The 12,995-nt window shown below is 72.9% G+C and carries 8 protein-coding genes; 2 read left to right on the forward strand and 6 right to left on the reverse strand.

Annotated elements, in window-relative coordinates; translation table 11 throughout:
• The first annotated feature begins 41 nt into the window (after nt 1-41).
• Entirely contained in the window at nt 42-413 is a 372-nt protein-coding gene (locus tag F7P10_RS29665; RefSeq protein WP_151014286.1) for a hypothetical protein, read from the forward strand.
• A 9-nt stretch (nt 414-422) separates the two neighbouring features.
• Here F7P10_RS29665 and F7P10_RS29670 read toward each other — a convergent pair whose 3' ends face one another.
• From F7P10_RS29670 to F7P10_RS29695, 5 genes are all read right to left on the reverse strand, one after another.
• Nucleotides 423-2,684, reverse strand: a complete 2,262-nt coding sequence (locus F7P10_RS29670; RefSeq protein WP_254716084.1) for a transglycosylase domain-containing protein — start codon at nt 2,682-2,684, stop codon at nt 423-425.
• Between the two features lie 1,016 nt (nt 2,685-3,700).
• Nucleotides 3,701-4,828, reverse strand: coding sequence for an FKBP-type peptidyl-prolyl cis-trans isomerase (locus F7P10_RS29675; RefSeq protein WP_151014288.1), 1,128 nt, complete (start codon nt 4,826-4,828; stop codon nt 3,701-3,703).
• 548 nt (nt 4,829-5,376) lie between these two features.
• The gene (locus F7P10_RS29685) at nt 5,377-5,952 is read right to left on the reverse strand and encodes a class I SAM-dependent methyltransferase (protein WP_151014290.1); all 576 of its coding nucleotides are present in this window, start codon (nt 5,950-5,952) and stop codon (nt 5,377-5,379) included.
• 9 nt (nt 5,953-5,961) lie between these two features.
• Nucleotides 5,962-7,068: an acetate/propionate family kinase gene (locus tag F7P10_RS29690; RefSeq protein WP_151018367.1), complete on the reverse strand. Its 1,107-nt coding sequence runs from the start codon at nt 7,066-7,068 to the stop codon at nt 5,962-5,964.
• Nucleotides 7,068-9,413, reverse strand: a complete 2,346-nt coding sequence (locus tag F7P10_RS29695) for a phosphoketolase (protein WP_151014292.1) — start codon at nt 9,411-9,413, stop codon at nt 7,068-7,070. Before F7P10_RS29695 ends, F7P10_RS29690 begins: the two co-directional genes overlap by 1 nt.
• A gap of 65 nt (nt 9,414-9,478) precedes the next feature.
• Here F7P10_RS29695 and F7P10_RS29700 point away from each other — a divergent pair, with 65 nt between their 5' ends.
• Nucleotides 9,479-9,835: a hypothetical protein gene (locus F7P10_RS29700; protein WP_151014294.1), complete on the forward strand. Its 357-nt coding sequence runs from the start codon at nt 9,479-9,481 to the stop codon at nt 9,833-9,835.
• Between the two features lie 411 nt (nt 9,836-10,246).
• Here the strand turns inward: F7P10_RS29700 and F7P10_RS29705 are convergent, their stop codons facing one another.
• Nucleotides 10,247-12,922, reverse strand: coding sequence for an AAA family ATPase (locus tag F7P10_RS29705; protein WP_151014296.1), 2,676 nt, complete (start codon nt 12,920-12,922; stop codon nt 10,247-10,249).
• Between the last annotated feature and the right edge of the window lie 73 nt (nt 12,923-12,995).

Raw genomic sequence — 12,995 nt, forward strand, 5'->3', positions numbered from 1 at the left:
GCGATACGGAAGTATGTGCGGGGCGACAAGGGGAGGAATCAATGCCGATTCGGACACTGGCCGGAGCCGCGCTGCTGGGCGCCGCGGGACTGCTGAGCGGGTGCGGTGTGCTCAGCGGCAACTCCGACGAGGTGTGCGCGTCAGTCACCGCGGAGTACCGCCGGTACGCGGCCGAGATCGGGCAGGCGTCGGCCTCGGACGAGGGCACGTGGCGGCAGGCGACCGAGCGGTTCGCCGGACGCGTGGACGAGCTGTCGAAGAAGGCGGACGACCCGCAGCTGAAGAAGGCCCTTCAGGAGCAGACCGCCCGCCTCCGCACCGCCGCGGCGGGGCTCGGCGGAGGCGACGTCGCCGCGCTGGACGCCGTCCTGCGGGACGCGCCGGCCAGGATCGGCGCCGCCTGCGACGGCTGACGGCCGGTCCTAGGGGCCGGGCGGGTCGCCACCGCCGCCGCCGGTGTCGCCGCCTCCACCGTCGTTCCCGCCGCCGTCGCCGCCGCCGGTGTCGCCTCCGCCGTCACCTCCGCCGTCACCGCCACCGTCGTTGCCGCCCCCACCGTCGTTGCCTCCGCCGTCGCCGCCCGGGTCGGGCGGGGGCGTGCCGGTGTCGCCACCGGTCGGCGGCGGCTCGGTGCCGGGGTCCGGCGGCCCGCCGGTCGGCGGCGCGTCGTCGTCCGGACCGTCCTGCTCGGGCTCCCCGCGGTCGCCGTTCCCCTCGCTCTGCGGCTCACCGCCGTAACCGCCGCCGCCCGGACGCATCGACGGTTCGCCGAACGGCTTCGGCTCGAGATCGCGGATGTCGACGGCCTCGGACATGTACGAGCGCCAGATCTGCGCCGGCAGCGCCCCGCCGTACGACCCGTACCCGGGGATGTTCAGCGGCTTGCCGTCGCTGTGGAACATCGCCACGCTCGTCGCCATCTGCGGGATGAACCCGTTGAACCAGATCGCCTTGCCCTCGTCGGTCGTGCCCGTCTTGCCCGCGACGTCCCGTCCGTCCGGCAGCTGGGCGCCCGTTCCGGTGCCGTACTGGACGACCCGCTGCATCGCGTACGTGGCGTCCCGTGCGTTCTGCTGGCTGAAGGCCCGCTCGCCCTTCTCGGTGAACGTGCGCTCGTGGCCCTCGTTGTCGGTGACCGCCTTCACCGTGTACGGCTGCCGGAACGTGCCCTCGGACGCGAACGCCGAGTACACGCCCGCCTGCTGCACCGGGTGCAGCGACACGATGCCCAGCGGCAGTGTCGCCGCGCCCCGCTGCCCCTCGGTGATCTGCGAGGGCGGGATGCCCAGCTTCTCGGCCATCTCGAGGATGGCGTCGTTGCCGATGTCGCGGCCGAGGTTCACGTACGCCGTGTTGATCGAGTTCTGGGTGGCCTGCGCGAGGTTGACCGTGCCGAAGCTCCGGCCGCCGTCGTTCTTGATCGGGGTGCCGTTGACGTAGATCGGCGAGCTGCCGTCGTAGCTCGTCGACAGCGACTTGCCCCCGTCCAGCGCGGCGATCAGCGCGATCGGCTTGAACCCCGAACCGGCCTGCGCCCAGTCCCCGAACGCGCTGGTCAGCGCCTCCTCGAGGTAGCCGCGCCCGCCGTAGAACCCGACGACCTGCCCGGTGGCCGGATCGACCGACACCAGACCCGTCCGGATCTTCTTGCTCATCCCGTCCGGCGTGTTCGACTGGACGGCCTTCTTCGCGGCGTCCATCAGCCGCTTGTCGAACGTCGTCGTGATCTTCAGGCCGCTGCGGTTGATCTCGTCCTCGGTGTACCCGCGCCGCTCGATGAGCTCCTTGCGGACCAGGTTGACCATGTAGCCGTTCTGGCCCTTGAGGATGTCCGTGACGTGCTGTTCCCTGGGCTCGGGGAATTTCTGCGCGGCCGACTCCGCGGTCGACAGCATGTCGTTCTCGACCATGTTGCCGAGCACCGACCGCCACCGCTGCTCGGCGTACGCGTGGTTCTCCCCGGTCGGGTCCGAGAAGTTGCTCGGCTGCTGGATCGCCGCGGCGAGGTACGCGCCCTCCGCCGCCGTCAACCGCCCGACGTCCTTGTCGAAGTACGCCTTCGCGGCGGCCTGCACCCCGTACGCGTTACGGCCGAAGTAGATCGTGTTGAGGTACTGCTCGAGGATCCACTCCTTGGAGCGCGACTGGTCGACCTTCAGGGCGACCATGATCTCCTTGAGCTTGCGGCTGATCGTCTGCTCCCGGCCGATGCCGCCGTAGTAGTTCCGCACCATCTGCTGGGTGATCGTCGACCCGCCCTGCAGTTGCTTGCCGGTCACGGTCGACCACACGGCCCGGGTCGTCCCCTGCAGCGACACCCCTGGGTCCTCGTAGAACGTCTCGTTCTCCGCCGCGATCACGGCGTTCCGGACGTCCTCGGGGATCCGCTCCAGGTCCACGGCCGTCCGGTTGACGCCCGTCTTCGCGATCTGCGTCTCGCCGTCGGCGTAGTAGAAGATCGGCCCCTGCGCGAGCGCCGTCTCCTGCGGCGTCGGGACCGGGGTGAACAGGTACGCGACGCCGAACGCCGCCGCGCAGAACCCGATGAACCCCAGCACGGCGAACATGATCCGCCGCCTGATCCGCTGCTTCCGGGTGCGCGCCTTCTTCCCGGGCTTCCCGGACTTCCCGGCTGCTCCGGGCTTGTTCGGCCCGCCCCCGTCCGAACCTTCCTCGGACACCACGCCCCCGACGAAGTCCGCACCTCGGACGCGCCCCCGCGCGCCCGCCGATCCCGGCGTCCGCGGGCGCCCCGCCCGCGTCGACGATCGTTTCCCCGGCACCCGTTCCCGCCGGCCGCCCGTCGAAGCCTTCCCCGATCGCCGCACCGTCGTCACCGTCGTCACCGTCCGGACGGTCGCCGGTACCGCCGGCCGGGTCGGTCGCCGTCCTGCCCGCGTCGTCCGTCGTGGCGTCGTCTCCGGCGGGCCCGGTGGTCCCCTCGGGCGGGGTGCCTGCCGGACGGTCGTCGTGTGGACGAGCGTTGTCCGTCGTGGTGTCGTCCGGGGGGCCGTCGGTCTTGTCGGCTTCGCCGGCCGGGTCGCCCGCCGTCCTGCCCGCGTCGTCCGTCGTGGCGTCGTCCTCGGCCGGCCCGGTGGCCCCCTCGGGCCGGGCGTCCGCCGGACGAGCGTCGTCCTCGTCGGCTTCGCCGGAGTCGTCGGGCTCGGCGGTGTCCCGGTCGGGGCGGTCGCCGGCCGACTCGGCGTCGTCCGGACGAGCCCCGTCCGTTCCGGCGTCGGCGTCCGCTGCCGTGTCCGGCTCGTCGTGGTCGGGGACGGGGAGTGCCGGGGGAGTCGCGGAGGGCGGGGAACCGGGGGTGGGGAGTTCCGATTCGGGGGCCTTAGGCTGTGTTTCGTCGTCGTTCGGGATGGGGGCTCCTGGCGCCTTATCGCCGTTCTGAGATATGTCGCGCTTATCGCTTATTTCGGTGTCCGGTGGGGGTGGAGGCGCGGATTCCGCCTGCTCGGGCGCCTGCGCGGACGCGGCGTCGGCACCGTCCCGGGCGCGCCCGCGCCCCTTTCTCCTGCTGCTCACAAGCCCCCCGTGATCAATGCGTTACCGACGATACCCGAGGGCGCCGGTGCGGCGAGCCGTCGATGAGAAGGACGGCCGACGCCCCTTCCGGGTTGTCGTCATCGAAGAACGCGCGAGCGGCGGAACCCGGTTCCGGGTTCCGCCGCTCGCGGCCGTGGGTCCGGTCTCAGAACTTGGCGAGGACGTCCACGATGAACACCAGGGTGTCGTCGCCCTTGATCCCGGCCTGCGGGTTGCCCTGCTCGCCGTAGCCCTCCTCGGGCGGGAGGACGAGCATGACGCGGCTGCCGACCTTGACGCCGGTCAGGCCCTTGTCGAAGCCGGGGATCGTGGCTCCCTCACCGATCGGGAACGCCTGCGGCATCCCGGCCTCGTAGCTGGAGTCGAAGACCTTCCCGTCCCGCCAGAGCTGCCCCTGGTAGTTCATGATGGCCTTGTCGCCCTTGGCCAGCGCGGGTCCGGTGCCCTCGACGAGGGGGACGGCCTTCAGCTCCTTCGGGGCGTCGCCGTCGGGCATCTTGACCTCGGGGGCCTTGCCGGCGCCCTTGTCCTCGACGCTGGGCAGGGCGTCGTCGTCGACCTTCTTCTCGGTGCCCTGCGGGACGGCGTTCTGCGGGACGGTCGCGCGGATGTCGGCGACGAACAGCAGGGAGTCCTTGTCGGTGAGGCCGAGCTGCGCGCCCTGCTCACCGAAGCCCTTGCCCGGCGGGATCTCCAGGACCACCCGGCTGCCGACGGTCTTGCCGACCAGGCCCTCGTCGAGGCCCTTCACCGGGCTATCGCCGATCTTGAGCGTGGTGACGCCGTCGCCCTGGTCCCAGGTGCTCTCGGACTTCTCGCTGGAACTCTTGATCTTCGAGTTCTCGGGGTCGTCCTTCGGAGACCACTTGTAGTAGGCGAACTGGAGGTACGCCGTGTCGCCCTTGGCGACCTTCGCCCCCTCGCCCACGATCGGCGTGGAGACCTGGAGCGCCGTCGGCGGCGCGACCTCGGCCGGGATCTCGATCTTGGGCGCCTTGCCGAAGGAACCGCTCACCGCCACGGCCGGTCCGGGACGGGTGAGGTAGTAGGTCGTCCCGCCCGCGATGGCGACGACGGCGACGACGGCGCCCGCGATCGCCGCGATGCGGCGGCGCTTCGCCTGCTTGGCGGTGAGCGCGGACGGCCGGTTCAGGCCGCTGCCGCGTCCGGCGCTGATGCCGTGCGGGGTGAACTCCGGGCTCCGGATGCTCTTGGCGTTGGGGATCTTCGCCTTGACCGCCGGTTCGCCCCGGGGCTTGTCATCCTCGGACATGTTTCCTCACTCGCTCCGGGGTCGACGACAACACGGAATGACCACCCTTCCAGGCCCGGGCTAAGCGCAGCGTGAAAGCCGCGTGAAGGAGGCCGACCCGCAATCTACCGGTCATACCCGTATGAAGAGGCCGCTCGGCGGGCTTGGAAGCACCCACATTACAAGAGGGGCCGTTCCCTGCCCGGAGGATGAGAGGGGCGGGATCGTGCGTCCGCGAGTGGGGACGGAAACGTCGTCGATGGCGCGGGCCCGTCCGGGGGCGGGCCCGCGGTCCGCAGCCTCAGCGGGTGGGACGCCCGCCGCGGCGGTACATCGCCGCCTCCTGGTGGATCCGCGCCTCGGTCGCCATGAGTTCGGCCTCGGCGCGCTCGGTCCGCATCCTCGCGTTCATCTCCCGGAAGCTCGGCACGCGGCGTTCCGCCCGCGTGGTGCGCCGCCGCTTAGTTCCCCGCCGCCAGAAACGTCCCAGCCGTCCCACGTTCAGCTCCTTCCGTGCTGTACGGGGGACTATGTCCCCATAATGAGATCATCCATGCATGCGGAGGCCGCTAGCTCCGGGCCAGCAGGCGGCGCTTGCCGCCCGGCACGTCCCGCGCGTCCAGGACGCGGAAGCCGTCCGGCAGCAGGGACGCGGGCTCCCCGGGGCCCAGGCACCATTCGGGGGGCAGCCGGGGGCGGTCGCGGCGGGCCTCGGTCGTGAACGCCTCCCAGGCCAGGACGCCGCCGGGCACGACGGCGCCGAGGGCGGCGGCGAAGACGGCGCGGTCCCAGAAGCCCGTGCACAGGACGGCCGCGAACCCGGTGGGCGGCCGCCACGTCCCGAGGTCGGCCTGGACGAGCGTGACCAGCCCGGCGAGCCCGCGGCGGCGGGCCTCGGCACCGAGCCGGGCCAGGGCGATGTCGGAGATGTCCACCGCCGTCACGGGACGCCCCGCGGCGGCGGCCAGCAGCGCGGCGCCCGACGCCCCGCACGCGAGGTCGAGGACGGGCCCGCCGGGGGCCGCGCGGAGCGCCTCGGCGGCGAGCGGGTGCGCCGGGCGGACGGGCGCGTCCGGGTCGTGCTTGGCGTTCCACCGGATCCGGTCGGGATGGTCGGCCAGTTCCGGCGGTACGCGCTCGTCCATGGTCGCAGGCTAGCCCCGGCGGCCCTCCGGCGATCGGCCGGCCTCGGCCCCCGCGAGGACGCCGCGGACCTCGGCGGCGATCTCCAGGTCCTCGCGGGCGGTGACGACCAGCGTCCGGACGGACGCGCCCTCGGCGGAGACGTCCGCGTCCCCGCGGGCGTCGTCGTTGGCGTCCGGGTCGACGGCGACGCCGAGGAACGCCAGGTCGGAGGCCAGCCGGAGCCGGACGGACGGGTCGTGCTCGCCGACCCCGCCGGTGAACACCAGGACGTCGAGACCGCCGAGCGCGGCGGCCATCGCGGCGGCGCAGGCGCGCAGCCGGTGGTGGTAGACGTCGAGGGCGGCGAGCGCGGGGACGTCGCGGTCCTCGGCGAGCCGGCGCAGCTCGCGCATGTCGCCCGTCCCGGCGAGGCCGCGCAGGCCCGAGTCCCGTTCGAGGCCGTCGTTCACCTCGTCCCGCGTGAGGCCGTGCCTCATCAGCCACAGCGGGATGCCGGGGTCGATGCTGCCCGCGCGGGACGCCATGACGAGCCCCTCGAGCGGCGTGAACCCCATCGTGGTGTCGACCGAGCGGCCCTCGGCGACGGCCGCGAGCGACGCCCCGGAACCGAGGTGGCAGACGACCATGCGCGGCACCGTCGGGTCGGTCTCCAGGATCTCCCCGGCGCGGCGGACGGCGTGGGAGAACGAGAGGCCGTGGAAGCCGAACCGGCGCAGGCCGAACCGGTCGCGCCAGTGGCGGGGGAGCGCGTAGGTGGCGGCCTCGTCCGGGAGCGCGGCATGGAACGCGGTGTCGAAGCACGCCACGGCGGGCACCCCCGGCAGCGTCCCGGTGATCTCGGCGAGGGCGTGCAGGGACGCCGGCTGGTGCAGCGGCGCGAGGTCCGCCAGCTCCCGCAGCCGTTCGGTGACCGCGCCGTCGACCAGGACGGGCGCGGTGAAGTCGGCGCCGCCGTGCACGAAGCGGACGCCGGCGGCGTCCGGGCGCGGCAGCTCGGAGACGAGCTCGGCGAGTTCGTCGCGGGAGCCGGACACCTCGGTCACGAGCGTGTCGTCCTCGTCGAGCACGCTGAGCTTCAGGCTGCTCGATCCGGGGTTGACGGTCAGTACGCGCATCAGTACGACCACGTCCATTCGCGGATCTCGGGGGCGTCCTCGCCGTGCTCGCGGGTGTGGGCGCGCAGCGCGAGCCGGTGGTCGGCCATCCGCTGCCGGACGTGCGCGACCCGCCCGCCGAGCGAGGGCACCCGGTCGATGACGTCCATGACCAGGTGGAACCGGTCGAGGTCGTTCAGCATCACCATGTCGAACGGCGTCGTGGTGGTGCCCTCCTCCTTGTAGCCCCGGACGTGCAGGTTCGGGTGCCCGTTGCGGCGGTAGGCGAGCCGGTGGATCAGCCACGGGTAGCCGTGGAACGCGAAGATGATCGGCTTGTCGGTGGTGAACAGCGCGTCGAACTCGGCGTCCGGCAGCCCGTGCGGGTGCTCGGTGGGCGGGAGCAGCCGCATCAGGTCGACCACGTTCACCACGCGGACGCGCAGTTCGGGGAACGTCTGCCGCAGCTCGTCCACGGCCGCGAGCGTCTCCAGCGTCGGGACGTCCCCGGCGCACGCCATGACGACGTCGGGGTCGGCGCCGCCGTCACTGGAGGCCCACTCCCAGATGCCGATGCCGCGGGTGGCGTGCGCGACGGCCTCGTCCATCGTCAGCCAGTTCAGCGCGGGCTGCTTCCCGGCGACGACCACGTTCACGTAGTCGCGGGAGCGGAGGCAGTGGTCGCCGACCGACAGCAGGGTGTTGGCGTCCGGCGGCAGGTACACCCGGACGAGCTCGGGCTTCTTGTTCATCACCACGTCGAGGAAGCCGGGGTCCTGGTGGGTGAAGCCGTTGTGGTCCTGCCGCCACACGTGCGACGACAGCAGGTAGTTCAGCGACGCGATCGGACGCCGCCACGGCAGGTGCCGGGTCACCTTCAGCCACTTGGCGTGCTGGTTGAACATCGCGTCGACGATGTGGACGAACGCCTCGTAGGAGTTGAACAGCCCGTGCCGTCCGGTCAGCAGGTACCCCTCGAGCCAGCCCTGGCACAGGTGCTCGCTCAGCACCTCCATGACGCGGCCGTGCGCCGCCTGGTGCTCGTCGGTCGGCAGCCGGGCGCCCTCGAACACCCGGTCGGTGGCCTCGAACACCTCGCCGAGCCGGTTCGACTGCGTCTCGTCCGCGCCCATGACGCGGAAGTTCGTCGGGTTGGCCCGGATCACGTCGCGGAGGTACGTCCCGAGCGTCCGGGTCGGTTCGGCGGTCGTCGTGCCCGGCTTGCCGATCTGCACCGCGTAGTCGCGGAAGTCGGGCAGGACGAGCGGTTTGAGCAGCGTCCCCCCGTTGGCGTGCGGGTTCGCGCTCATCCGCCGCTCCCCGTCCGGCGCGAGCCCGCGCAGCTCGGCGACGGGACGGCCGTCCGCGTCGAACAGCTCCTCGGGACGGTACGAGCGCAGCCACCGTTCGAGCTGCTCCAGGTGCGCGGGGTCGTCGGCGACGCCGGGCAGCGGGACCTGGTGCGAGCGCCACGTGTTCTCGACCGGCTTCCCGTCCACCTCCTTCGGGCCCGTCCAGCCCTTGGGCGACCGCAGGACGATCATGGGCCAGCGCCGGCGCTCCGCCGCACCGTGCTCGCGGGCCGCGCGCTGGATGTCGGCGATCTCGTCGAGCGCCTGGTCGAGCGCGGCGGCCATCTTGCGGTGCATGGACGCGGGCTCGTCCCCGGCCACCAGCAGCGGATGGTAGCCGTAGCCGTCCAGGAGCTGGACGAGCTCCTCCTCGGGGATCCGCGCGAGCACCGCCGGGTTCGCGATCTTGTAGCCGTTGAGGTGCAGGATCGGCAGCACCGCCCCGTCCCGCACCGGGTCGAGGAACTTGTTCGAGTGCCAGCTCGCCGCCAGCGGGCCCGTCTCGGCCTCGCCGTCCCCGACGATGCACGCCACGACCAGATCGGGGTTGTCGAACGCGGCACCGAACGCGTGCGCCAGCGAGTACCCGAGTTCCCCGCCCTCGTGGATCGAGCCGGGCGTCTCCGGCGCCACGTGCGACGGCACGCCGCCGGGGAAGGAGAACTGCCGGAACAGCCGCCGCATCCCGCGCTCGTCGAACGACACGTCCGGATACACCTCGCTGTAGGTGCCCTCCAGCCACGCGTTCGCGACCGCCGCCGGGCCGCCGTGCCCCGGCCCCATGACGTAGATCATGTCGAGGTCGCGGGCGCGGATCACCCGGTTCAGGTGCGCGTAGCAGAAGTTCAGGCCGGGCGTGGTGCCCCAGTGCCCGAGCAGCCGCGGCTTGACGTGCCCGCGCCGCAGCGGCTCGCGCAGCAGCGGGTTGTCCAGCAGGTAGATCTGCCCGACCGACAGGTAGTTCGCGGCCCGCCAGTAGGCGTCGAGCCGCCGGACCTCATCATCGTGTGCCATATCGCCCCGCACGTGCCCTTTGGGGGCCGTTTCAATCACCCGCCCGCGCGGCCTAGGGTCGTCCCGTGGGCGCCGACGTGCAGTTCGTGCAGGACCTCGTCGCCGAGTTCCCGTACTTCGAGGAAACCTACGACGCGCACTGCTACCCCGACGAGGACGTGTACCCCCACGTCGTCTTCTGGGACATCACGCAGGCCGTGGTCCGCTCGTTCGTCGCGCGGGGCTCCCACGCCCTGGACTGGCGGGCCGTCCTCGTGTTCCTGGAAGAGCGCGTCTCCAGAGACGTCCCCGAAGTGACCGTGGTCATCTGCACGTCCTTCCTCTGGAACCTTCCCTTCCCGGACGACCCCGGCTACGGCATCACCGAGCACCTGGGGCCGGTCCTGGCACGCAGGTTCCAGGAAGTGCGCCCGAACGGATAGCGCGTTCCCCCGTCCGTGGACGGCGCGCGCAAGGCCCGTTGATGGCCCGTTGATGGAAGGCCGCCCCGCGGCCCGACGCCGGGGGCCCTGAAACAGACATGGCCACGGCGGCGGGTGCGCGCTTTGTCTTCCGCCGCCGTGGCCCTCCCCTCACTCCGCCTCCGGCTCCACTCCGGCCTCGGAGGCGGCGGCCGATCGCGCGACCGCCGCCCCGCCCCCCAGCGGACCGGTGGAGCCCGGGACGGGCCTGGTGCCCCCAGGCCCGGCGAGCACCGTGCGAAGAACTCTGCCGCCTACCGGCGCGTAGGTTCACACGTTTCCGCGCGCCCTCGACGGACGGCGGAAACCCTGCCGCCGACGGATCGCCGTGCGCGACAAGCGGTGCGCGTCGCGCGACGGGCGGGCGCTTCGTTACAGGTAGAGGCCGTAGAACTCTTCCGGGTGCTCGAGCAGCGGCGGCAGGTCGTCGGCCGTGAGCGTGACCAGCTCGTCCCGCGAGGGGGTGGTGGCGGGGGTGTCGCCGTCGCCGAGGGCGGCGGTGGCGACCCGGTCGGCCTGGTTCGCGACCGCGACGTCGAGCATGTTGCGCATCAGCCGCCCGTTGCCGAAGGACGGTCCGCGGGGCGCGCGCCGCAGCATCGTGCGGAGCACGTCGCCGGTGCCGGCCGCGAGGCGGAAGCCGTCGGCGTCGGCGAGCTGGCCGAACACCGAGATCAGCTCGTCGTCGCTGTAGTCGGGGAAGTGGATCTGCTTGGGGAAGCGCGAGTCCAGGCCGGGGTTGGCGGCGAGGAACTCGGCCATCTCCTGCTGGTATCCGGCCACGACGACGACGAGGTCCTCGCGGTGGTCCTCCATCAGCTTCACCAGCTCGGCGATGGCCTCGTGCCCGTAGTCGCCCTTCAGCGGCGACTGGGTGAGGGTGTAGGCCTCGTCGATGAACAGGACGCCGCCGATCGCGCGCTCCACGAGCCGGCGGGTGCGCGGCGCCGTCTGCCCGATGTACTCGCCGACCAGGTGCGCGCGGGACGCCTCCACCAGGTGGCCGGAGGAGAGCACGCCGAGCCGCTTGTAGATGCGGCCGAGGAGCCGCGCCACCATCGTCTTGCCGGTGCCGGGGTTGCCGGTGAACACCATGTGCCGGGTCGGCGGCGTCACCCGCAGCCCCGACTCGCTGCGCAGCCGGGCCGCCTCGGTGCCCGCCACCAGCAGCGCGATCTCGTGCTTGACCGTGTCGAGGCCCGTCAGGTCGCGCAGCTCGGCGAGCGGGTCGCCGGTGGTGCGCGCGGTGTCCAGGACCGCGGGGACGTCGCCCTTGCGGACGACGAGTTCGGCGTCGGCGGAGCGGGCGCGCAGGGCCGCGACGATCTCGGCCGCCAGGTGCGGGGCGAGGCGGGCGTTGCGCAGCGACTGCATCGGCGGGGTCGCGGCGAGGAGCTCGCCCGCCGCCTCGGCCGCCTGCCGGGTGGCGCGGGCGCCCAGCGGGACGAGCGCGCGGCGGAACAGCTCGGCGTGTCCGGCGGCGGTGAACGGGTGGGTGCGGGCGATCCGGAACCCGAGCGGCAGCGCCGGGTTGATCTCCCGGATGCGCTCGTCGCCGCCCGCGTCGCACAGCGCCACCAGGTTCAGCTCGGGGTGGACGGCCAGGAGGCGGTGGAGTTCGGCGGAGAGCGCCTCGCCGTTGCCGGGGTCGGTGAGGATCTCGTCCAGGCCCTCGATGATCAGCAGCCGGTCGGCCGCGCACTCGCGGGCGTCGGCGTGCAGCCGGGCGACGGCGTCGGAGAGGCGCTGCCCGGCGAACAGGTTGTCGGTGAGCCACAGCGGGTCGCGGCCCAGCGCGAGGGAGCGGCCGAGCTCCTGCGCGGCGTCCCGCTTGCCGGTGCCGTCCGGCCCGGCCAGCAGCAGCCGGACGGCGGCGGTGCCGCGCGACAACTCGTCGAGCGCCGCCGCCGCCTCGGGCTGCCCGACGAGCGTCGAGGTGAGGTCCGGGCGCCGGGGGCGCGGCGCGCCGTCCCGTCCGGCGGGTTCCCCGAGGGTCTCGGTGAGCGGGTTGACGATGCGGCGGCGCGGCGCGAACAGGCGCCGCAGGTCCGTCTGGAACTGCCCGACGGGGATCCACTCGGCCTTCGGGAACCACGGGTCGCCCGGCAGGCCCTGGACGATCGCGATGAACCGCATCGACATGTCCAGCCACGCGCGGCACGCGTCGGCCGCGCCGGCGACGAGCGCCTGCGCGAGCCACGCGCGCGTCCGCTCCTGCCAGGCGCCCGGCTTGAACCCGCGACGCTCGCCGGGGAACCGGCCGAGGAGCTCGTGGTAGGCGTCCTCGCCGAGCGCCGCCGCCAGCTCCGCCGGGACGTGCTCCATGCTGCCCTGCAGCAGCAGGTGGACGAGGTGGACCTCGGGCGTCTCGTCCCGCGGGGCCGCGGCGAGGAGCGTCCGGTGCGCGGCGAGCAGCCCGCCGCAGACCCAGTCGAGGTAGCCGACGGGGCCCTGCAGTTCGGGCACGGCGCGCAGGATCGACTCGTCGGCGTGCCGGTGCCAGAGCTCGCGCAGCTCCATCTTGGGCAGGTTCACGTCGCACGGCGGCGGGTCGTCGTACAGCCGGAGCAGCGCCGCACGGCGCTCCTCGAGGGGCTCGATGCCCTCCAGGGCGGCCAGGCAGTCGCGCGCCAGCTCGATCGCCAGCTTGCGGTCGGGCGCCTCGACCAGCCAGTCGACCGGCGGGCGCCACCGGCCGCCGGGCGCGTCCCACCGGGCCATCCGGTTGCTGAGCGGGCCGGGGTTCACCAGGTGCCGGTGCAGCAGCCGCTCCGGGAGCTGCGACCGGGAACCGGCCTTGATCGCGCCGCCGCCGGGCAGGAACGCCAGGATCCCGAAGATCTCCGCGGTGATCAGCGACGCGGGGAGCGTCAGCAGCTTGTGCTCGTCGGTGGTCAGCTCGGCGGCGCGCGGGTCGGCGGCGAGCGCGTCGACGCGCCCGGCGATCTCCTCGAACAGCCCGTCCGGCACCCGCCAGGGACCGTGCGCGTAGACGTCGAGGACCGGCTCGTCGGTGAGCAGTAGCTCCAGATGCTCCGGCAGCCGCAACACAGTCTCCCCAAGAGTGATCAAAGCAGAGGTACAGCCTATGTTCAGTCAGGGAGTGCTGGATTGGCGGGCG

The organism is Actinomadura sp. WMMB 499, assembly GCF_008824145.1.
In the GTDB taxonomy this organism is placed as follows: Bacteria; Actinomycetota; Actinomycetes; order Streptosporangiales; family Streptosporangiaceae; genus Spirillospora.